This window comes from Bradyrhizobium sp. (genome assembly GCF_027307225.1).
Classification (GTDB): domain Bacteria; phylum Pseudomonadota; class Alphaproteobacteria; order Rhizobiales; family Xanthobacteraceae; genus Bradyrhizobium.
On record NZ_DAHUXJ010000082.1, the window covers coordinates 1 to 20,658 of the forward strand.

The 20,658-nt window shown below is 61.1% G+C and carries 20 protein-coding genes; 10 read left to right on the forward strand and 10 right to left on the reverse strand.

Annotated elements, in window-relative coordinates:
• Window positions 1-67 precede the first annotated feature (67 nt).
• A complete protein-coding gene (locus M6D32_RS14325) occupies window positions 68-1,297 on the forward strand; it encodes a sigma-70 family RNA polymerase sigma factor (protein ID WP_298257219.1) in 1,230 nt (409 codons plus the stop codon).
• Between the two features lie 120 nt (window positions 1,298-1,417).
• The gene (locus tag M6D32_RS14330) at window positions 1,418-1,882 is read left to right on the forward strand and encodes an ester cyclase (protein WP_298257221.1); all 465 of its coding nucleotides are present in this window, start codon (window positions 1,418-1,420) and stop codon (window positions 1,880-1,882) included.
• 171 nt (window positions 1,883-2,053) lie between these two features.
• Here M6D32_RS14330 and M6D32_RS14335 read toward each other — a convergent pair whose 3' ends face one another.
• Window positions 2,054-3,334, reverse strand: a complete 1,281-nt coding sequence (locus M6D32_RS14335; protein WP_298257223.1) for a hypothetical protein — start codon at window positions 3,332-3,334, stop codon at window positions 2,054-2,056.
• 430 nt (window positions 3,335-3,764) lie between these two features.
• On the opposite strand from M6D32_RS14335, the gene M6D32_RS14340 reads away from it, so the two are divergent.
• Together M6D32_RS14340 and M6D32_RS14345 are read left to right on the forward strand one after the other, a co-directional pair.
• Window positions 3,765-4,091 (forward strand): nucleotidyltransferase domain-containing protein, encoded by a 327-nt coding sequence (locus tag M6D32_RS14340; RefSeq protein ID WP_298257225.1) that lies wholly within the window; start codon window positions 3,765-3,767, stop codon window positions 4,089-4,091.
• Window positions 4,092-4,992: 901 nt separating this feature from the next.
• Window positions 4,993-5,709 (forward strand): hypothetical protein, encoded by a 717-nt coding sequence (locus tag M6D32_RS14345; protein WP_298257227.1) that lies wholly within the window; start codon window positions 4,993-4,995, stop codon window positions 5,707-5,709.
• A gap of 141 nt (window positions 5,710-5,850) precedes the next feature.
• Here M6D32_RS14345 and M6D32_RS14350 read toward each other — a convergent pair whose 3' ends face one another.
• The 5 genes from M6D32_RS14350 to M6D32_RS14370 are packed head-to-tail and all read right to left on the reverse strand — an operon-like array spanning window position 5,851 to window position 8,201.
• Entirely contained in the window at window positions 5,851-6,696 is an 846-nt protein-coding gene (locus tag M6D32_RS14350) for a metallophosphoesterase (RefSeq protein WP_298257229.1), read from the reverse strand.
• A gap of 1 nt (window position 6,697) precedes the next feature.
• The gene (locus M6D32_RS14355) at window positions 6,698-7,225 is read right to left on the reverse strand and encodes a hypothetical protein (protein WP_298257231.1); all 528 of its coding nucleotides are present in this window, start codon (window positions 7,223-7,225) and stop codon (window positions 6,698-6,700) included.
• A 4-nt stretch (window positions 7,226-7,229) separates the two neighbouring features.
• Entirely contained in the window at window positions 7,230-7,445 is a 216-nt protein-coding gene (locus M6D32_RS14360; protein ID WP_298257233.1) for a hypothetical protein, read from the reverse strand.
• Between the two features lie 2 nt (window positions 7,446-7,447).
• Window positions 7,448-7,660 (reverse strand): hypothetical protein, encoded by a 213-nt coding sequence (locus tag M6D32_RS14365; protein ID WP_298257234.1) that lies wholly within the window; start codon window positions 7,658-7,660, stop codon window positions 7,448-7,450.
• A 1-nt stretch (window position 7,661) separates the two neighbouring features.
• Complete coding sequence (locus M6D32_RS14370) at window positions 7,662-8,201, reverse strand: hypothetical protein (protein ID WP_298257236.1); 540 nt, start codon at window positions 8,199-8,201, stop codon at window positions 7,662-7,664.
• A gap of 190 nt (window positions 8,202-8,391) precedes the next feature.
• Here M6D32_RS14370 and M6D32_RS14375 point away from each other — a divergent pair, with 190 nt between their 5' ends.
• The 6 genes from M6D32_RS14375 (at window position 8,392) to M6D32_RS14400 (ending at window position 16,978) form a co-directional block, all read left to right on the forward strand.
• Window positions 8,392-8,592 carry a hypothetical protein gene (locus tag M6D32_RS14375; protein WP_298257238.1) on the forward strand — a complete coding sequence of 67 codons (201 nt, stop codon included), beginning with the start codon at window positions 8,392-8,394 and terminating at the stop codon, window positions 8,590-8,592.
• Window positions 8,593-8,666: 74 nt separating this feature from the next.
• Entirely contained in the window at window positions 8,667-10,079 is a 1,413-nt protein-coding gene (locus M6D32_RS14380; RefSeq protein ID WP_298257240.1) for a Wadjet anti-phage system protein JetA family protein, read from the forward strand.
• Complete coding sequence (locus tag M6D32_RS14385) at window positions 10,069-10,710, forward strand: DUF4194 domain-containing protein (protein WP_298257242.1); 642 nt, start codon at window positions 10,069-10,071, stop codon at window positions 10,708-10,710. The genes M6D32_RS14380 and M6D32_RS14385 overlap by 11 nt, the downstream gene beginning before the upstream one ends.
• Window positions 10,707-14,210 carry an SbcC/MukB-like Walker B domain-containing protein gene (locus M6D32_RS14390; protein WP_298257244.1) on the forward strand — a complete coding sequence of 1,168 codons (3,504 nt, stop codon included), beginning with the start codon at window positions 10,707-10,709 and terminating at the stop codon, window positions 14,208-14,210. Before M6D32_RS14385 ends, M6D32_RS14390 begins: the two co-directional genes overlap by 4 nt.
• Window positions 14,207-15,403: a Wadjet anti-phage system protein JetD domain-containing protein gene (locus tag M6D32_RS14395; protein ID WP_298257246.1), complete on the forward strand. Its 1,197-nt coding sequence runs from the start codon at window positions 14,207-14,209 to the stop codon at window positions 15,401-15,403. The genes M6D32_RS14390 and M6D32_RS14395 overlap by 4 nt, the downstream gene beginning before the upstream one ends.
• A gap of 342 nt (window positions 15,404-15,745) precedes the next feature.
• The gene (locus tag M6D32_RS14400; protein ID WP_298257248.1) at window positions 15,746-16,978 is read left to right on the forward strand and encodes a Fic family protein; all 1,233 of its coding nucleotides are present in this window, start codon (window positions 15,746-15,748) and stop codon (window positions 16,976-16,978) included.
• A 401-nt stretch (window positions 16,979-17,379) separates the two neighbouring features.
• On the opposite strand, the gene M6D32_RS14405 is transcribed toward M6D32_RS14400, so the two are convergent.
• From M6D32_RS14405 to M6D32_RS14420, 4 genes are all read right to left on the reverse strand, one after another.
• Window positions 17,380-18,381, reverse strand: coding sequence for a toll/interleukin-1 receptor domain-containing protein (locus M6D32_RS14405; protein WP_298257250.1), 1,002 nt, complete (start codon window positions 18,379-18,381; stop codon window positions 17,380-17,382).
• A 369-nt stretch (window positions 18,382-18,750) separates the two neighbouring features.
• Window positions 18,751-19,392, reverse strand: a complete 642-nt coding sequence (locus M6D32_RS14410) for a PIN domain-containing protein (RefSeq protein WP_298257252.1) — start codon at window positions 19,390-19,392, stop codon at window positions 18,751-18,753.
• Window positions 19,392-19,745 carry a hypothetical protein gene (locus tag M6D32_RS14415; RefSeq protein ID WP_298257254.1) on the reverse strand — a complete coding sequence of 118 codons (354 nt, stop codon included), beginning with the start codon at window positions 19,743-19,745 and terminating at the stop codon, window positions 19,392-19,394. The genes M6D32_RS14410 and M6D32_RS14415 overlap by 1 nt, the downstream gene beginning before the upstream one ends.
• A 422-nt stretch (window positions 19,746-20,167) precedes the next feature.
• Window positions 20,168-20,626 (reverse strand): hypothetical protein, encoded by a 459-nt coding sequence (locus M6D32_RS14420; RefSeq protein WP_298257256.1) that lies wholly within the window; start codon window positions 20,624-20,626, stop codon window positions 20,168-20,170.
• Window positions 20,627-20,658: the final 32 nt, after the last annotated feature.

A 20,658-nucleotide genomic window follows, 5' to 3' on the forward strand; every position in this document is an offset into this window, starting at 1 on the left:
CCATCGCCGAGAAGGTGCCTCTGGCGAGCGACGGCGCGATCGAGATCCGGCCCATGCTGGCCCGCCCTTGACCCGCACCACGCTGGACCAGGTTGCGCGGGCGGCGGGAGGGCGTGTGATCGCAGCGCTCGCCGCCCGCTACCGCAATCTGGATCTCGCCGAGGATTCGTTCGCAGAAGCCTGCGCACGTGCCGCCGAGGTGTGGCCGAAACAGGACGAACCCAAGGATCCGGCAGCCTGGCTGTATCGCGTCGCGGATCGATTCGCACTCGACACAATTCGACGCCGGAAAACCCGGGAACGCCTGAAACCGGACCCGCCAGCGCCGCCCCCAACCGCCGAGGATGTCATGCTTGACGACGAAGGATTGATCCCAGATGAGCGGCTGCGACTGATCTTCGTGTGCTGCCACCCCGCGGTGGCAGCAGAGGCTCGAGTCGCGCTGACGCTCAGGCTGGTATGCGGGCTCTCTACGGCGGAGATCGCTCAGGCCTTCCTCCTGCCCGAACCGACGATGGCACAGCGCCTTGTGCGGGCGAAGCGTAAGATCGCTGACGCCGGGGTGCCGTTCGAGATCCCCGGAAAGGACGCGTGGCACGCGCGGCTGGATTCGGTGCTGTCGACCTTGGAGGTCGCCTATGCCAGTGCGCACGCCGACGCTGCTGGCGCGGGCCCACACGCGGGCTTTGCCACTGAGATCCTGGATCTGACCCGCGTGCTCGCGGAACTGCTGCCGGAGGAGGCCGAAGCCCTGGCGCTGGCGGCACTTGTGCGATACGCCGAGGCACGCCGCCCGGCCCGACTTGATGAGCTTGGCGCGATGGTCCCGCTTTCCGAACAGGACCCCTCCCTCTGGCGACGCCCGCTCATCCATGCGGCGGAATCGTATCTGAGGGTCGCCGCCGCTTGCTCTCCCTCCGGCCCGCGAAGCCTCCAAGCGGCGATCCACAGCGCTTGGTGCGCCCGGCGCAGCACCGCTGATCCCCTTCCCTGGCCGACGGTCCTGAGTCTGTACGATGCGCTGCTGCAAGTGCAGGACAGCCCGATCGTCCGCCTGAACCGCGCCGTGGCCGTGGCCGAAGTCGCCGGACCGCGAGCCGGTCTCGACGAGGTCGCGGCGCTGGACGGCGTGGCCATGGACGGCTTTGCTCCCTACCACGCCGTCCGCGCGGACCTTCTCGCCCGGGTGGGCCGGCGCGACGAGGCGCGGGCGGCCTACGATAGGGTGCTGTCCTTACAGCCGCCGCCGGCCGAGCGGCTTTGGCTCGAGCGCCGGCGTGCGACTCTCGGCGCCTGAGGCCTGCGAGGGGCCTCAGATGTTCGGCAAAAAAAATCTTTCGGCCGATGTCGATTTCTCGGACCCCAGGCGTCTCTAAGTTGGAAGGCGAGACCTTCTACTCCAGCCGAGGACGCAAAAATGTTCAGCAACACCGTCATCATCGAACGCAACAAGACTGCCATCCGCAATCTGCTGTCGGAGGTCATCAATACCGGGCGCCTCGATCTAAGTGAGCGCTATCTCGCGGCCGATCGGGTCGACCATCAGGACTATGGGCTGCCGTCCGGGGCCGCCGACGGCCATGAGGGTTTCAAGCGGGTTCTGGGGCTGTTCCGCGATGCCTTCCCCGATTTGAAGCTCACCATCGACTTCATCGTCGCCGACGAGGAAAAGCTGGTCGCCTACGTCACGACCGAGGGCACCCACCTTGGTTCGTTCATGGGCGCACCGGCCACCGGCAAGCGATTCAAGGTCAAGGGCACCGACATCTTCGCCTTCAACGAGGCGGGTCTCGTCTCCGATCACTGGGGCGCATTCGACGCGCTGGGAGTGATGATGCAGCTGGGTCTCGTCCCGGCGCCGCAAATGCAACAGGCCGCCTAGGCGAGCGAATCCATTTGGACGATCGCGAGAACGTCGTGGAGTTGTCGGGCCTTCTACGGAAGTGCCATAGGGGGTGCCACCGAAGCATGGCTCGACGAACTCTACGACGTCGCCGGTGTCCGCGAGGCTGATCGTGAATGAAGCGAGAAAATCTCTACGACATTCGACCGATCAACCGCGCCCGTAGAGACCGTCGGGTCTTGGCACGCCGGCGTTTGTGTTCACTTTGCGAAAGAATTCGAGCAAGAAATCTTGCTGGTCGGCCTCGTCGACGCGTCTCAATGTCTCCCGATGCACGACCCGATCTCGGTGCATCGGATCTCCTGCGCCGCAGAGGGAGGGGCCGATGGTAAGAGCGTGGCCGACATGCGCAATGCGGCCGCCGGTGACACCCTCGACGCCTGCCTCGACCACGACGGGCGGCGGCACATGCGAGACTTCGGACAAGAACCGGATGTACTGCGCGAGCTGTTGAACAAAATTGTTTTCGAAGGGATATGAGTAGAGGAATAGCTCTCCGTAACGCTCGCCCTCCCGAAGGACATCGGCGTTGACGCCCCAAATCTCGCCATCGCGGACGTACTGCGAGATGCTGCCTACTTCTTGCGCAATCCCGGCTTGACAGAGCAGCGCTACGCCATACGCGTTTCTCCGGATGGCCTCGCCACCTATAGGTTGGCCGAAGGCGCCATAGCGCCCCACGCTGGTGAGCAGCGTTTGAAGCGATAAAGGCATCGACAGGGGCCTCGTCGGGATGACGCGAAGCCAGGCGACGGAGCGGGCGGACATGACGAACTTGGTCTTGTCTTGGTCGTGAACGTTTTGGCCAAGGATCTCGCCTTCCTGGAAGAACAGTCCCTGACCGATCTTAGGCTTCATCTCGACGAACGGCTCGTGGACCGGCTCGGGAAGGTACTCCCGCAGCGCGTCCGCGAGAACCGCGACAAGCTTCGCTTTCTCCGCTTCGATCTCCTGCCTGGTCGCCTCCGGTGCCAGGCGGTAAATGATGGGGCCGCCCTTGTGGCCCAAGTCGAACGGCATGTCGGCTCGTTTGCCGTAGTGCCCGTTCATGATCATCAGGACGTTCTCGGTCGATCTGGACTTCAACGCATATCCCAGTTCTATCGCTACGTTCGGATTCATGAGCGCTTTGCCCGGCGAATCGACGTCCTCGTCAGTCCTGTGCGCGGCGCCCCTGCCCACTGGAGTAACGTCGCCGACGAAGACGGTGCAGGAATCGATTTTCTTGAGAATTTCGATCGCCAGGTCCGGGCTTCCCTTGAGCCCCTTCCGTCCGTAGTCAATTTGCAGGGAGTTCTGGAAGTCTTCGTCCGGTTCGTCGATGTCCGAGGTACGATTTATCCTGGCGATCGCCTCCTCGAGTGCGGAGCGAATGAAATGCCTAGAAATCCTTCCCGGAAGTTCGAACTGCCAGGCCCAAAATATCTTCATGGTTTTCGCCCGTTCGCTGCGCGGCTTTCCTGCAGGGTGTCCGTCTCAATCGTCGTTCGTTTTGGCGCAGACGTTATTTAGATTCCCCGATTGTGCACCGCGACGGCAATAGCTGGCCGTTCGTCGCGACGTCAATATCCTCGATGCGGGAGCTAGTGACGCACGATATGTGAATGCGGGCATAGTTTGCCCGGATGAGTTCTTGTCTCTGCAGCTTTTGGCTATCGGAGCGGTCCGCAGAGAGCAAAGCCCGCCAATTCCCGGAAGCCGTAACCCATAACCTGTGAACCAGGGCCTTCGGACTAGAATAGGCACCCTTTTTTGTTGCCAGCCGATTGTTTATATTCGGAATATCAGCCTCATTCATTGAGGACGGTAGGGGTAAACAAGAGCCGGAAGTAAATTGCCAGTGTCGCGAATCGAAAGTCTCATGAAAGAGCGCAGGGACCAGAGACTGGCTATCGCCTCGACGCGCGCGCTTGCCGCCTTGTCTTCCTTGGAGAAAGCCGGACTTTCCGCATGGATCGTCGGGTCGCTGTCTCGCGGCACGTTCTCAGTTCATTCGGATGTCGACTTCTTGGTGGATTGCGACCCCGCCTCCGAAAGCACCGCCTTTCGGATACTTGAGAGCGAAATGCGAGATTTTCCGTTCCATTTCATCCTCCGATCGGACCTGGATGAAACCAAGAAGATCATGATGATGAAAGATGCTATCGGTGCATCCGGCATTCGCGCTTACGCGCACCAGGCTGACTGAGACACGTTCAGAATTCGACGTCTTTTTACAGGCGAACCAAGAACGCTTGATTCCTCTAGAAGGAGATCAGAACGCGTCCGCCGCATGGATTCGCGCGGTATCCCGCGCCAGTGGGATTGAAGGCGTCTACTCCGGCATGGAGGGCGTCCTAAAGGAAGTTCATAACGTGGTCGACGGAGCAGAATCCGTCCCACGACGGATGCGCTGCATGACGTGGCAAGGCAAGAGGCTCGGCGCGGAGTCTCGACGGCGCGTTATGCTGCGGCAGCTCCGCCCCGGTGGCCTCGAGGGTGAATGCGCAAATCCCTCGCTCTTGCGGTATCGACGTTAGGCTGACCTGGAGCGGAAATCAGAGAAATAAAAGCAAAACGCTCCGCTTCTTGTAACGGAAGGAGGGATGGGATTAGTTGATTAATCGCTCACGGCCACTTGGCATAACCCGTGACCGGCCGACCGAATTTGGGGATGTTTGCCGGGTCCCGCTTCTGCGATCCAGGTAGCCGTCCTTTCCCTTCGCATTTCTTGCACCGGGCTGGGTAAAGGCGAACGCCAAGCCTCGCCGGTTGTTTGACGGAAGGAAATCCCGAGCCCTCGCAGGCGTCGCATCTCACTTCGTCGAGAGCATGCATATTCACGATTGCGGCTCCATACCGGGTTCCATCTCGCTAAGCTGAGTTCAAAAAGCCACGGTACGGCTTTGCCATTAGCTTTCATTCGTCGGAAACGTTCCCGTGAAAACGTAGCGCTTCGCCGCGGTCTTCGCGGCCCGGTCTAGTTACACCTCCGCCAATCTGGACGATGGCGCAACCTAAATGTTTTTTGCATAGATAATCGCTCGCAGGTAATCTCTCGATATTCCTTGGATTTCTCTTTTTGGCCGACCGCAGACGGAGAATACAGGATGGCTGGCATCAATGATTATCCTCAGCTCAAACCTTTTGTCGATCCTAAGGGTACGGTTAGCAACGTGGAGACAAGCGAGGTCGGCGGCGTAAAATATGTCCGCATAACCCAGCATTTCGATGAGGGGGAGGGAGGCCAGTTACTCTTCAAAATCGCCGGCGCCAACCCGGAGCAAATCGCGATAGACAACGTCGTAGACTTCCCCTCCGCAGTCCTAATGACTGAAGCCATAGTTGGTTATAGCGGTACAATGAGCGACGGTGACCACGCGAAGGTCGCCGCGGAGGCGGTCAAACAGGTCGATGTCTATAAAACCGGGGATGGGCCCGATCACGGAAACCTAGCGTGCATGTGGGCTTGCCGACACGTTGTCTATTTTGCCACTAGTGCGTGGATTACAAAGACAGATGGTACCGCGCAATTTTATGAAGAACTTCAAAAAGGAGGCATGAAGCCTGACAAGGCCGATGACCTCCCGTCAGGAGCAATAATAATCTCGCCAACGACCAGCAAGGGTATTGGTCATGTCGGCATTCTGGGCGCAGGCACGGGCGGTAGTCGGCTCGTATACTCGAATCACAGCCCCTCGCGGAATGATCCGGTTGCGCGGTGGAAGCAGAATTACTCTGTCAAATCATTCACCGACGCTCACACAGCGAAAGGTCTTCAAACCTATTTTTACCGGTTGCCAAGCGTGGGCGCGGCCACGTCTTGATGCTGTCGGTCAAGCGCCAATGCGGCGCCGGCTTAGCGCTCCAACTTCCCGGAATCGTTGAGTCGGGATTCGGTCGGCGCGTGCGTGAAATAGCCGGCACCTGGCCGCTCGTGGTTGTCGGCGTCGGTCATGCCGTCCTCCTCAGACTTCAATGACGAAGTTGACGTCGAAATGCGGGTTGTCCCAGGTGAGCTCTTGGCCTGGCCAAGGGCCGTAACCCTTCGCGTTCGAGACGACGCGGGTCGATCCGACGACGGCATCGAAGGATTCGTGCGTGTGGCCGTGTACCCAGATATTCGCGGGCCGCAGCGGACCCTTCCCGTCGACAGCCGGCTGTGGCCGCATCAATTCCGACAAGTCGCTGCGGAATGCTGCGGTCAGCATCTCCTCGTCGCTGAACTTTTCTTCGGCCTCCGGCGGAGCAATAAGATAGCCAAGATCGTGGACCGGCGCGTGGTGCGTGACCACGACGAGTTTCGCGTCGCCCCGGGGCTTTCGCATCTGCCGCTCCAGAAATTCGCGCGAGTGCTGGTGGCGCCCGAGCGCATATCCCGGCCGAAAGCGCTCGCGATATTCATTCATCCGGATCTTCCGGAAATCGTTCATCCGGTCAGCGGCGATGCCGATGGCGCGCCGCCGATTGCCGAAAAGATTGAAATCGGTCCAAAGGGTCGCCCCGGCGAAAATCGTATCTCCGATGCGTTTCGTGTCGTCCTGCAGCACGAACACGTTGGTGCCGTGCGCGGCCCGCCTGGCCTTCTCGACGGTGCGGTCGATATCGCCTCCGTACGGCTCATGATTCCCCGAAACATAGATCACGGGCTGGTCCGTCACGCGCTCGAGCAGCCACTTCACGCCCCGCTCCATGCGGGTGATCAGGTCGCCGGCCATTACCATGACGTCGAACTCCGGACGCGCGTGCACCGCCGGCAGATCCCAGCCGCGAGTCGATTCCAGATGGACATCGCTCATGATCCAAAGCTTCACGTCAGTCCCCGTTGTCTTGATCCCGGGGGAGCTGCTCATCCACCTCCGGGCCCGGCGTCCACCAGAATCCATCCTCGCAGACGGCCCACGCGCGTTGGCTGTCGATCCAAAGGATTTCGCCTGTAACACGCGCCCGGCCGAACTTGTCGCGGCCCGTCAAGATCGTCGCACGGCTCAGATGCGCGAATTCCGGGTCGTCGGGGAAGCGGAGCAAATCCACACCGAAACGGGAACGACGCAGCGTCCGCTGCTCCACTAGCGGGTCAATCTCGTCCGCAACCGGAAGCCATCCCGTGCGGCACCGATCGGCGACCTTCTCGATAGCGATTGCGCGGAGCTCGGCTGCAGCGATGGACGGGGTAATTCGCGACAATAGCTGCCACGTCGTTTGGGCGCCCCTCACGTCGGCACGGAATCTGAAGCGACGATCCTTATCGAAGACACGAACGTCGCCGTTCCATTCGACATGGATCGACCGCACGCGATCGGCGCGGTCTTCGATGATCGTAATTGCTGCCATTGCGGTCAAAAAGTCATTCTCCCTTTTCATCGTCTGACGGTTCGGCGTCGACCTCATCGTGGCTTTCGGCCAAACGCTTCATTGCCTCGATCAGCGGGTGGTCGTCCGGGATCTCTTCGATACCGAGCGCGAATTGCACATCCTGCGAACCGCAGTACGGGCAAGCATGCCGTCCGTCGTATCGGAAAGTGCCTTCCTGGCCGCACGCGCGGCAGCGGAATCTGGCCATGGTTAGTTCTCTCCCGCTTCGGTGCCGCCGCGCGGCAGCGAGGTCTTCTCGGGCGGACCGTCGCGGAGATTCCCGACGTCGTATGGTCGCGACGCGCAGTTAGGCGTCGGAGAAGTCGGCGTTCGTCGGATCGATGGCATGGCGCCGGCGAAACGTCCCCATATGGCGGCGTTCGCCGTAGCGATGGATCCGTTCAGGAATTGGCGGCGCCTCATGTCAATCCTCCTCGATTTCCAGAGTGCTGAGATCGACGTCGACGAAGGAATCGGTTTCCCGGACGTAGCGCCGGCATCGAACTTCGCGCTGGCCGCCGACTATCCGAGTCTCGAAAAAAATGTTCTCCATACCCGGCCGGATCGGCTCACGCTGCCGCCCCTCGTTGTGAGCGTCGCATCGCGTCAACAGCCACCCGGGACCGTACAGTCGGCCTTCGTGACCGCAGACTTCGCAGGTGCAAGCCGAGCGGGCTTCCGCCAAATCGATGGCATCCTCGACTTGCGCGGCGCCCTCCGGAGGGAGCTTGCCGTCCCAGTAGAGCCTGGCGCTGCCGAATTTCTCCTTGATTTGCGTGAACTTGAACGTGCCGCCGTCGGCCTGGACTGCGGCGCGGATCCGGACGCAGGCCCGCTGCATCAGGTCTCGCCAGCCGTCGCCGACCGCCGGCCAGCCTTGGACTCTCGGCGGATCACCGGAGCGGAAGAGGTCCGGATAGCTCTCAACCAGCTCGGCCCGCCAATCCCGCACGACACCAGCCATTTCTCACCTCGACGCCACAGAACGTAACGTAAGCATTGAAACAGAAAATATTAGGTAATGTCAATATATTAGATAAAAGAGCTATATAAGAGAGAGAGTCAGTCCTGGAGGACGTCTTATATAAGAGCTTCCTGCCGGCGCGCTTTATGCCTTAAGGTTAACGAAAGGTTGGCACGGCGCGGGACGCTCAATGGTCGGGAAGACGAAGCTGCCGAAACGCGGTTTGCGGACCGCGATCGGCGACAGGGTGACGGTTCTGATGATGATCGACCCGGACATCGCCGCAGGCATCAAGGAAGTAGCTATCGAGGAAAAGCGGGCCGCCTGGAGCGTGATGGAAGATGCCGCGAGGGAATATCTGAAGCGACGAAAGCGCCGGCTAAGCGACTGAAGTCTATCGATGCTCGGACTTGCTGTTCCGCGATCGGGAAGCTTCAATCTCATCTTTGGCGAGGGGAGACAGACGTGAAGTTGTTCGGCTATCTGCCGGAGACCCTTTTTCAGCCGCTCGCCGGCCCGAAGAAGCATGTGTACGCCCGTCTTCTGATGCGGCTTTACGAAAGAGTGTATTCCGCCCGCATTCTCGAGACGCCGCTCAGAGAAGAAGTCCTGAGGCAGATCGAGATCGGACTCTCCGAGTTCGGCATCGGCTCGTCGAGCGACTTGTCGGAAGACGAAACCGACGATCATTCCACCAGCCAGGCGCACTACCTCGCCTACCATCGACTGAAGAATACCGGCTGGCTCACCGAGGAAACGGAGAGGTGGCGGGTTTACGTCGACATGAACCCGGATGCGTTCATGGTTCTCGGCGCCGTCACCGACTTCGGCAACAGCCGCATCCGCGTCGCCGGCGCGGTCGTCGACGTGAAGAACAATCTGGAAGCGGCGTTCCGCGAGCCGGAGACCATGGCCCAAGGGCTCGCGAACGCGCACGATACGGCGTTGCGGTTCGCGCGCAGTATGCGCCGCATCCTAGCCGGGATGCGCGACATCGAGGATCGCATTCTCGGCAATCCCAACGCGGCCGCCATCCTCCGCACGTTTTTTCAGGATTTCGTCGACGGATTGCTGATCGCTGACTACAAGCAGCTCAAGACGTCGAACAACCCTTACCGCCATCGCCGCACGATAGCATCTCTGGCCGGCGACATGCTCGCCGACGCCGAACGCCTGGGCAAGATCGCCCGAGCCTACGTCGAGCAGGGCGTCCTAGCGGCCGGCAGCACGCTCGCATCCGCCGAGGAGCGTGTCGTCACCGAGCTCGAGAAGATTAGGAGCGTGTTCGAAGACGTCGGGCCGTTCATGGACAAGATCGAGGATTTCCGCGACCGGCTTGAACGCCGAATTCGTACGACCGTGCACTACATGGACTTCATGGGCGAAGGATCTGCCGAGCGGATCGTCCGGCTGATCGAGCAACTGTCGGCCATCTGCAGCGACGACGTGGGGATCCGTCTGCGGTCACCGGACGTCGGTCTCCCGTTCACATCGCTTGCGCTCTACACACCTCCAGCACCGAAAGCGCCGCCGGAGCGCACCCGTTTCAAGGTACCGAAGCAGGATCCGTATCTGCGAGCTTACGTTCAGGCTACAACCGAGTTCGATCGCATGGTTCGCGTCACGGACCAGAAGCTGTTGGAGTTCGTCCGGACGAAGATGCAGGGACGCGATCGCGCCTCGTCCGGAGAGGTTGAGATCGAAAGCATCCCGGACCTGTTCGCTTATCGTGCCATTCCGAACCTGGCTTCCGTCAACGGAACGACGCGATTCGGCGAATTCACGATCACGATCGAGGACGGGCGGACCGCGAACGGCTGGATCGACGTGACGGCGTTCCGGATCGAAAGAACGAGGACTGCGGCCGATGCTGCGTGACCTTTCGAAGCTCATCGATGACGAAGACTCGGAGAATGGCGACGGCGAACTCCTCGAGAAGGAGTTGCGCCAGGCGGCGCAGCAGCTTTGGCGCGCCCAGTTCATCTATGAGAACGACTGGGGCATGAAAACTGCGTACGAAGCCCTCAGGCGGCACACCGGCTATTTCGAGAACCTGTTCGACGCGCTCGGCTATCGCGTCGTGGGACGGCCGAACGACGGCTACATCGGACTGATCGCGATCGATCTGCCGCCCCGGCAGAGCATGAAGTTGGACGAGAGCCTGCTGCTGCTGGTGCTGCGGCTTCACTACGAAGAGGCCTTCACCCGGTTCGAAGCCAAGGAGTTTGGCGAGATCGAGGTCGAAAGCGAACAGATTCTCCAGATCTACGAAGACAGGACCCACCGCGAGCGCCCTAACTTCGGCCGGGTCAAGGAGATCCTCTCTGGTTTTAAGCAGCGCGGTCTGGTGCGGATCGTCGATCAGGACGACAAGAATTTCACCCTCTTCCTGCGACCTGCCCTGCCGATCGTGATTTCGAAGGACACGTTGGGCTCTCTTGAAGAGTTCGTGGCGCGTTCGACCGCGGCTGCGACCAGCGTCGATACCGAAAGCGAGGTCGAAGCTTGATCGAACTCCGCCGCATCATATTGATCGACTGGTACCTGTTCCGCGCGCAGCAGGTCGACATGCGAGGCATGACGGCGATTATCGGTCCGAACGGCGCCGGAAAATCGGCCATCATCGATGCCGTCCAGACCGTGCTCACCGGCGCGAGCATGGCCAGCATCCGTTTCAACCCGAGCGCCCAGAGCAACGTGAGAAGCAAGCGGACGCTGCGGGACTACTGTCTCGGCGTCGTGTCGCTCGACGAAAAGGGCGAGCGCTCCGAACCCACCCGGCCGCACGCGTACACTTATGTCGTCCTCGTCTTCGAGGACCTCAGGGACGGCTCGGCGGTGAGCCTGGGCGTCGCCTTTTCAGCAGCCGCAACGCGAAGCGACGAGACCTGCGAGGGCCGCTTCATCGTCAAAGGCGCGTTGACAAAGGAAGATCTTCTGGCGCCCGTGGGCGACGACGAGGTCGAGACGTTGCAATGGCATGCGGTGCGTACCGCACTGCGCGCGAACGGCCTCGAAGTCGACGACGCGTTCTCGAGCGCGACCGACTTCGTCGCCGAATCGCTACGAGCCCTGTCGCCGGCCGGTTTCCCGCTCGATCCCAGGCGCTTCCAGAAGGCGTTCCGCAACGCCCTCCTTCTCAAACCGGTCGACAATCCGACCGAGTTCGTCCGGAACTACGTTCTCGACGTCCAGCCGATTCAGGTCGACCGGCTTCGACGAAGCATCGAACACTGGCGCATCCTGACGGCGAAGATCGGCGACCTGAAGGCGCAGAGCGCAAGTCTCTTCGGCATTCTTCGTATCGTCGCACGCGTCATCGAGAACGAACGGATCGTCGCTGTCACGGACTGGCAGATCGCCCGCCTCGAATGGGAGACTTTCCGCCGCGAAGCGCGGAGTCAGGAGGAACGCCTGACGCATCTGCGGAGCGCGGCGGTAAAGGCCGAAATCGAGGCCATCGCCGCGGCGACCCGGCATGCCACGCTCGAGACCGAGCAGCAGACCGTCGAACTGTCGATCAAGACCAGCGACGGCGAACAGCTCGCGCTGATGTACGAATCCGACAAGAACCTGGCGTTGGGTCAACGCGCGAGCGCCATGGCCCCCGTCAAGGAGATCGACGGGCTGATCGCGTCGGTCGGAACGGCCGTGGAGCGCAATCTGCTCGTCCACCGTGACGATCTTCTGCACGCGCTCCTGAGCGCTGTCGTCGTAGCCCGAGGAAGAGCGCCTCTGTCGGACTGGGACAAGCCGCTGCCCGATGGCTGGGAGGAGGCCGCCTCGCACCTGGACGCCGCGCTCTCCGCCGTCGACCAGGAACGTCTCGAGGCGGTCAGGAAGACCTTCTCGGATGCGCATTTTCACGCCCGCGTTGGGACCAAGGATATTCAGGACCGCATCGATCAGATCGACAGCAACTTGAAGCGAATGGATCAAGGTCTGAGCCCGATCGAACGCGGGACGCGAGCTCTGATGGAACAACTTCGCTCGCACGGCATCGGGGCCGACCCCCTTTGCGATCTGGTCGAGATACGCGACGACAAGTGGAGAATGGCGGCCGAGGCGGTTCTGGGGCGTACTCGGGAGGCATTGATCGTCGAGCCGAGCCGCGCCGTCCGCGCGCTGGAGATCTATCGCGAAGGCGGGGAATATTCGTTCGAGCACGCGGAGGTCATCAACACCACCAAAACCGACGGTACCCGACCGGCCGAGAAGGGCTCGCTGGCGCAGATCATCAGTACCGAGAACCGGCACGCGAGAGCGTTCCTCAATTATCGCCTCGGTCGGCTGATGATGGTCGAGACCATGGACAAGATGGTAGCCGCCGAGAATGCCATCACGCCCGACCGCATGATGCAGGGCGGCCGCACGATCCGGCGTCTTCCCAAACCGGAGTATCTCAAGCTCGGCCGCGCTACGCAGGCCCAGATGCGGCAGCAGCTTCAATCCGAGCGACAGAATTTGGTGGTGCAGCTCGCAGAACGGGCGCGCGAGGTCGGGCGGCTGGAAGACGAAGCTCGCTTGTTCGAACTCATGTTCGCGCAATTCCAGAAGATTCGGACCGCCGGCCTCACTTGCGTGAGCGGCGGCGCCGCCTTGGTCGCTTTCGATCGTAAACTCGACGAAATCGCGAAGAACATCGAGGCCGCAAGGCGGAACCGCGATCCCAAACTGCTCGCGGAATCCGATAGGCTGAAAAACGCGGTCTCGGCGGCGGCGACCATCAAGTCGACGTCCCAGCGGGCGTGGAGCGAGGCACAAGGCGCCAGGGATCGGGCCGAAGGTGCGTACGATAGCTACATGTCCAAGAATCGCGAGACGCTTGCGTCCAACCGGCGAGCGCGCGCCCGCGATTTGACCAGGTCCTTCCCCCTTTCGCGGGCCATGAGCGAGTACTGCTCGGAAATCGACGGCATCGCCACCACCGCGATTGCCAATCTGATAACCGGTTTCTCGGCGGACCGCGGCCGCCGGGCGACGGACCGTCGTTCTAGTCTCATGCGCGAAATGACCAACGCGATGAACAGGCACGGTCAGGACTTCCACGTAATGCCTCCTTTCACCGCAGAAGAAGCGACTCCGGCGGCAGTCGAGGAATGGGCGACCTCCGAGAAGCAACGGCTCGATGCCCACGAACTGGTCCAGTACGAAGAGCAATGCCGCAACGCCGCGAAGGAGATGACTTCTGCGTTCCGCGACGATCTTTTGCACCGTCTCGACGACGCCTTCACCGGTATCAAGGCGACCCTGAACGAGCTCAATCGGCATCTCAAGGACCGCCAGTTCCACGGTCGCGACTTCTATTCGTTCAAGGCGCTCGAAGCGCCGACCCACGTCGATATGATCGACCTGGTCAACGAGTCCCGGCGACCCGACTTCGGCCTCCCGCTCTTCGGTGACCGCACCGAGGAAACGAACACGCCCATCATGCGGGCAGTACGGCGGATAGAGGAAATCTTGGCGAATCCTGAGGCGCGGACCGACGAGATCGAGGATCCGCGCAAATACTTCAACTTCGAGCTCTACATCCAGGACGCAAACGGCAAGATCCGCTCGTCGCTGACGAGCCGAGCCGGAACCGGATCGGGCGGCGAAGGGCAACTGCCGTTCTACATCGCGATCGGCGCGTCGCTGGCCGCCACCTACCAGAACCGACGCACCGGCGAGAGCGGGCTGTCGCTCGCGATCTTCGACGAGGCCTTCAACCGGTTGGACACGAAGGCGATCGGTCAGTGCTCGGAGTTCATGGGAGATCTCGGATTGCAGGTGGTCCTCGCGACGCCCGACGAGAAACGCCACGTGTTCATGGAAGTCGTCGACACGGTAGTAAACGTCAATCGGCTCGGGAACCAGGTGATGATCGACACGGAATTCCTGACAGAAAAAGCGCGAGACGCACTCTCCGCTGCGGACCCGTACCGCAAGGGCTTCGACGTGTTCAAGTCGGAAATGATCGCGGCCGAGAAATCGGACGCGTCGGTCCAGCAGGACCAGGCCGCTGAATGACACAGATTCCGGGGGTCGACGCAGGCGTCGAGTTCCTCGAACGCCTGCTGGAAAGGAGCGAACGCAACCCTGACCGATCTCGTCCGGCGTCGGCTGCTCCCGAATACGACAACCTTCCCAGCGCGCAGCAGATCGACCGCTTTCACGAACTGATGATCGCGGCGGAAAGGTTCGGAGCCGTCGAGGTGCAGCGCGGCCGGAGGGATCGAGTCCATTTGATCGAGCGCGTCCGCGTCCGCGACCCCGCGCTGCTCGCCAGGCACCTGGGTCGCCCCACCGCGACCGCGGTCGCGCAGCAGGCTCGGGACGGATTGCTTCCGATCGCCTCGACCGGAGAACCTTGGGTGGCGGGCCTGTTGGAGGAGATGGCGAGCCGCTGGGCACGGGGCGAAAGCGCGCAGCGGCTCAACGCGGCCGAGATCGATTCCGCCGCCGAATTCTTCACTCTTCTGTCCGCCATCTCCCGTCGGGCAGCCCAAGGGCTCGATGCTCGAACCTTTTCGTTCAGAGCGACCGGAGACACAAAGGCCTTCGACCGCCATGCCTCCCGACTAGCGGCGGTTCTCGCAGTCAGAATAGGACAGCCCGGCGCCACGCCCGACGTGGTGTGGACGCATGTCGGACTGGAGCGATTCAGCCACCCGGTCCACCTGAGAGGTCCCGTAGCAGTGGAGGGGCCGAGCGGGCTTCTGGTGGACGGCGGCGGCAGACCATTCGCATCAGTCCATCCGGAGATGCTGCCGCAACTTCGGTTTCTTCAGATACCCACCGCCGTACTGACCATCGAGAACTACGCGAGCTTCAACAGACACGTCCGCGAGATCGACGACGGCAGCCTGGTCGTCTACACCGGCGGCTTCCCCGCCGCAGGCATCGTCGAGCTCCTCTCGAGAGTTTTGGCGGCATTGCCGGGCGACGTGCCGTTCTTTCATTGGGGCGACGTCGATGCCGGTGGCTTGCGCATCTTCCGCTACCTGGAAGAAAGCCTGTCGCGCGGTCCGCGGCCACACTTGATGACCAGAGAGTTGGCCGAAGCCAAGGGCCGGGAGGCACCAGTGGATCCAAGCCTTGCTGCTCTCGCCCAGTCGGACAGCGCAATCGCGGGGCTGGCAGAATGGCTTGCGTTCGGCGGTTCACCAAAGATGCTTGAGCAGGAAGCTCTGGATCCCGCAGTTCCTCGTCACGGCGCTTGATGCCTTGAATCATGCGATGGGTTAGAGCGCTGGCCCGTCCTCGACCGCGGAAGGAGCGACGGATTTCCTTGCGACCCTTCGCGGACATACCTTTGGCCCCCGCAAAGTCGGCATTGCCGAAAATCGGCAAATAACTTCGGCAAAAATTTCCAATTTTCTTTCTAATGCATTGATATTCATTAATAAATACTGATATGATATCGGCAAGACAGTAAGTTGTGCGTCGGTTGGTGCGGCTAGACGCTCATGACAAAGACCGGCAACCAACATCGGCAACTATTGCCACTTTCTGGCTAAAAATATAGCTTTATCAATAGACTAAAAGAATCGAGGATTGGCAAAATGCTTGAGACGCCAACCAGGATCGAACCGTGTCTCTTCGAGAGCGACGTGCCGGCCGCGCTTACCGACTTGGCCGTTGAAATCCAGGCCGAATCCGCGTCGATCGGCCGGAACCTCAACGAGGACAGTCTAGCCGAGTTGGCCGACCTCGTCCGGATCATGAACAGCTATTATTCCAATCTGATCGAGGGGCACAACACCCGGCCGCGCGATATCGAGCGCGCGCTGGCCGGGGATGAGGTCGAGCAGGACAAGCGGCCGCTTGCCTTGGAGGCCAAGGCTCATGTCGACGTCCAGCGGGCAATCGACATCGCACATCGCAGCGGCAAGCTTCCCGTCCCCGTGTCGGCCAAGTTCATATCTTGGGTGCACAAGTGCTTCTACGATGAGATGCCCGAAGAATTCCGGTTCGCCGAAAGGAAGGATGGCACAAGGATCCCGATCGTGCCGGGCAAGTTTCGATCGGAGCCGGGAGATGACGTCGACGTCGGTTGGCACCAGCCGCCGTCTTCGGCCGTGGTTGCGGGCTTCATGGACTATTTCGAGAAGCGGTTCTCACCGGCAGAGGCTCGGGCAGGATCCCGCATCCTGGCAATTCCCGCCGCACATCACCGGTTCAACTACATCCACCCGTTCATCGACGGAAACGGGCGCGTTAGCCGGCTGATGTCGCACGCCATGGTGCTGCGCGCCGGCATCGGCGGCGGCGGACTGTGGTCGATCTCCCGCGGCCTGGCTCGCGGACTTGCGGGCCGGCATGAGTACAAGATGGCGATGAATGCCGCAGATAGCCCGCGCAGAGGTGACCTCGACGGCCGCGGTAATCTCTCGCGAGCCGCCCTGATCGAGTTCTCCGAATGGTTCATGAAGGTCATGTTGGACCAGATACGCTTCAGCAAGGCGGTCTTCAGGCTCGACGGGATCGAGGAGCGTTACAAGGATCTACTGGTGCATCTCAATTTGGAACCGCGAGCAGTTGATCTCGTCGCTACGGTGTTCAGGATGGGACAACTGGAGCGCGGCGCTGCGGCGTCCGCACTGCGCGTGCCCGAACGTACGGCGCGCAACTCGGTGTCGAAGCTCACGCAGATGGGTTTCCTCAAATCCGAGACGCCGAAGGGCGCGCTTCGGATATCCTTCCCGATCGACTACCGCGAAAAGCTGTTTCCGAACCTCTTCGCTGACGCGCCGATCGAAGCTCCAGCGCCTCCCGCCCACAAGTTCGGACCCTGACAGCGCAGATGTTGCAGCAGAAGGCCAGCCTGAGTCCCTTGTCCGAAGACGCCGCGACTCGGCTTTAGCGGACGTACTTTACCCGGTCTCGGCTATTTCACGCGCGGGCAGGCGAAATCCAGACTCAACGATTCCAGCAAGTCGGAGAGGCAGCAGGGGACGAACTATGCCGGGTGCCGCACCGAGCGGGCCGACCCGTTCACCAGAAAGCGTCTGATCTCGCCGATGGCTACGACATCAAGAGTGGCGGTCCGTCTCGCGCCTCGCGGGCCATGGAGCGGCCGTTGCAGCGGTAAAGACCGGCTGACGAAATCGGAGTGAAGGCCGGGTCGGAACAATGACCGCGTTTCCCCGTTGCGGGACTACCGACCTTCGCGAGGACGGCAAATGCGCTACCTCGGTTATCTACTCAGGGCGGGCCTATTCGTCGCGCTTGAGCTTCTGCTCGGCCGGTACCTTGGCTCATGGATCGGCCCGGCGTGCGCGCTGCTCGGAACGTTCGCGATCTCCTGCGCCGTAGCACAGCATGCCGCGGTCGACTGCGTTCTCGACGTTCTCAAGGAGAAGCGGGAAACCATACTGGATGGTTTCGTCGGTGCCATCGTGATCGCAGCCCTTGCGAGCCCCATTTGGGCGCCGCTCGCCCTGCTGTGCGACGGCCATGCCTTGCTCGCGACCGGAGCGCTCCTCATGCTCGGTTTCCTAGATGCGCTCTGGATTACAAGTTGCTCCGCATCCAACGGTTCGACCCCGTCCTCATCGGACGGCGCTTCCGCCTGACCGAAGCCGGAAATCGAAAAGCCGGTCGCGGCCGCCGAGGCGGGATGCGAGCTCGCGGTCTCGGTGGGAAGCCGCATGATCGGCAGGATGTTGGTCAGCAACTGTTCTTCGCCGCGCTCGACGACAACGTCCGAGCGGACCGATGCTTGGCGCCAACGGTCGAACTCCGCGGTGAGGTCGGTAACGACACGGGGGACGCCGGCCTTCGTCAGCGGTTCGACCAGGTCGACAAGCTTGGCGCCCCATCCCGAGGTGAAATCGATCGTGTTGAGCTGATGGATCTGGATCGGTAGCTCGCCAAACGCAACGTCGTCGATCCGCACAGGGATGATGAACTCGGGATCCTTCTGCGACCTCTTGACGGCGTCGGCCACGGAAATCTCGTTCCGGACGCCGCTGCGGTCGGCATGGCAACTCGCCTTCGAGACGACGAATATGACCTTGAGAGCCTTCTTGCGGATCGCGTCTTCGATGCTGACCCAGAACGGAGTGCCGCCGGCGAGGTCGAAGATGTCAGCCCAGACCTTGTAGCCATAGCCGGTCAGTCTCGTTCCCAACCAGCGGACGAACTCGTTGTCGTCCGGCGTCGCGTGGCTGATGAAGATGACGTCGCGCTCGGACATGACTGGAACTTCTGCTGCGTCTTGCCAAGCCGCCGCGGGCCGGCCCGGCCCACTCCGGAGCAATAGCGTTTCGGCCCGTTCACGACTGCGTCGTCAAAATAAGAAGAATCTGTCGAATCGAGCGTTCCAAGAGACGCGCAACAGAAGACAATTCTCGGCAGACCGAAACGTTCGCTAACAAAATCGTCCTGCGCCAGCCGACCCGTTCCTCAAGCGCTTCTACTCATTCTTTCGGAGGCGGCCCAGCCTGTAGACGAAAATATATCGCGAATATACCGTTCGTTGGACCAACTTTCCTGGACCCGATCAGCGCCGTTAGATGAAGTAAGCTGTCCGAGGCGGACTTGCCGAAGGGACCGGGATGACGCGCTAGGAATTGGGGTTTGGCTGGTTACCACTGAATTTCGCTCTCAGCGACTTCGGGCTAATCTCGAAGCCTCGTTCGACCCAATGCACGAAATCTGCCGGATGGACGACCATTAGAGTTCGGCCATCCGGCCGCGTATGGATTTGGCACGATAGATTTCGTTTCGAACCATCCGACCTTTGGGCGACTGATGTCGTCCAGGACTCACAGTCGTCCGTCGCGAAATCGGAAAGATTGTCCGTTACCAGAATATCGGCGCGAGCCGCAAAAGCCGTGGCAAGCACTCCGCCGTCCTCCGTGTCGCGAAGAGCCGGATCCGGCGTGCCTCCAAAGACGACGTAAGGGTCCAACCGGTGCGGACCGTATCGCATGATCTCGACAAGCGCTTGCGCTGCGGAGTCCGCCACGGCAGCGGCGTGTCCTATACGTATGAGCACCTCCCGGTACGTGTCGATCATCCTGAATGACAAGGCGAGTTGCGTCGGCGTTCCGTTCGCCGATCCTGTCGTCAGATAACCGACGATCCGCTGGCTGATAGTGGCCCTCCGTCCCGCCCGGTTGGCATTTTGGGCAGACACCAAGACGTTTACGTCGGCCACGACGGTAAGTGTTTTAGCGCGCGGATCAGGCTCGCCCACCGGCATCAAACAACCGGGGAAGAGACTATGATCATTTCGTCGTCGGCCAGCATTTTCTCGTCGACGAGGGCATTCTCGGAAGCTGCCATGGCAGCCGAAGCTTGCTCATACCGGAGACGGGCAAGCTCGAATAGAACACGTCGGGACATCTCTTCCAGTCGCGGGCCGGCCGTCTTGTCTTCAGCCGTGATCTCGACGAGACGGTCCCTTAGGTCTTTAGGCAGTAGTGTGAAGACACGAACGGCATTTTCCATGACGTTCGCCACGGTCCGGTTCTCCCGCGACGCGATGACGCGCAGGCGCAGCTCGGATCCCTGCGAAAGGGAGGTCGATCTCGATTTCGACTTCGTCGCAACCATAAGTCTCTCGTTTCGATGAATTATGCGGGAATGATTATAGTCGCACTATTCATTGAAAGCAATAGAAACCTCTGCCTCCGAATCATTGGGGCAACGGGGTGCCGCGTCCAAGCGATCTAGCGCTGGGAACCGCCGTCGCGTCCGTTCCTTCGCCAAGGAGTCTAGGCCGACGGACAAAGGAAATTCTGGAAAAGCTTGGTTAATTTGGCCCACTCATAATATTGACTTCCCGCGTTCCTCTCGGCTTGGGAAGAAGGACGCACCGTCGTGGATGCGGCGTACGAAGGAAGCCTAGCCGTCAAATCCGTGTACGGCGCTGAGCATCGCGATTGGTTGGCCATGACGGCGTACGGCGACTGGTTGCGTGCGCGCTCTCCGCGGTGCGCCGGCGCGCAGTGACGGGGGACGAGGTGGGGTGCTCATCACGGACCGAGATCGGCCAGGAATGCGTCATCCTCCGCCGACAGCGCCTTGTCTCGAAAGGTTTCGAGGCGATGGATGATCTTCTGCGCGGTGGCGCCATCGAACGTTTCGCAGTCATCCAGATCGACGAGTTCATGCAAGATGCGATGGCAGTCAGAGTCGTCCACGAAAGCCCCCGGCGCTGCGCGAATTCGAACGACAGAAGTGTACCGTACTGACCTGCGGTCCCGAGTTCTGTCGATGACATGCCGAACGAACCCCCGTTGACACAGGAGGGCTCCAGCATCGATCGGCTGATGTCCCGACAGCGCTTCGATGTGCGAACAAACGGAGCGATCGTCGATTTCGGGAAGCAGGCGGTCCTTCTCCGATTCGAATTCCGCGAGACCGAAAGCCAGCCCGTCGGTGGCGAACGTTCGCCCGCGCGTTAAGGTGCTTGGCACCCCGCGTAACGCCATCAGATGTTTGTTGCTTAGATGAGCGCGATCGT

Coding starts and splice junctions, on each gene's coding strand:
- M6D32_RS14330 (WP_298257221.1), top strand. CDS start 1,418: ATGTTCAGCAACACCGTCATCATCGAACGCAACAAGACTGCCATCCGC.
- M6D32_RS14335 (WP_298257223.1), bottom strand. CDS start 3,334: ATGAAGATATTTTGGGCCTGGCAGTTCGAACTTCCGGGAAGGATTTCT.
- M6D32_RS14340 (WP_298257225.1), top strand. CDS start 3,765: ATGAAAGAGCGCAGGGACCAGAGACTGGCTATCGCCTCGACGCGCGCG.
- M6D32_RS14345 (WP_298257227.1), top strand. CDS start 4,993: ATGGCTGGCATCAATGATTATCCTCAGCTCAAACCTTTTGTCGATCCT.
- M6D32_RS14360 (WP_298257233.1), bottom strand. CDS start 7,445: ATGGCCAGATTCCGCTGCCGCGCGTGCGGCCAGGAAGGCACTTTCCGA.
- M6D32_RS14365 (WP_298257234.1), bottom strand. CDS start 7,660: ATGAGGCGCCGCCAATTCCTGAACGGATCCATCGCTACGGCGAACGCC.
- M6D32_RS14370 (WP_298257236.1), bottom strand. CDS start 8,201: ATGGCTGGTGTCGTGCGGGATTGGCGGGCCGAGCTGGTTGAGAGCTAT.
- M6D32_RS14375 (WP_298257238.1), top strand. CDS start 8,392: ATGGTCGGGAAGACGAAGCTGCCGAAACGCGGTTTGCGGACCGCGATC.
- M6D32_RS14385 (WP_298257242.1), top strand. CDS start 10,069: ATGCTGCGTGACCTTTCGAAGCTCATCGATGACGAAGACTCGGAGAAT.
- M6D32_RS14395 (WP_298257246.1), top strand. CDS start 14,207: ATGACACAGATTCCGGGGGTCGACGCAGGCGTCGAGTTCCTCGAACGC.
- M6D32_RS14400 (WP_298257248.1), top strand. CDS start 15,746: ATGCTTGAGACGCCAACCAGGATCGAACCGTGTCTCTTCGAGAGCGAC.
- M6D32_RS14405 (WP_298257250.1), bottom strand. CDS start 18,381: ATGTCCGAGCGCGACGTCATCTTCATCAGCCACGCGACGCCGGACGAC.
- M6D32_RS14410 (WP_298257252.1), bottom strand. CDS start 19,392: ATGCCGGTGGGCGAGCCTGATCCGCGCGCTAAAACACTTACCGTCGTG.
- M6D32_RS14415 (WP_298257254.1), bottom strand. CDS start 19,745: ATGGTTGCGACGAAGTCGAAATCGAGATCGACCTCCCTTTCGCAGGGA.
- M6D32_RS14420 (WP_298257256.1), bottom strand. CDS start 20,626: ATGGCGTTACGCGGGGTGCCAAGCACCTTAACGCGCGGGCGAACGTTC.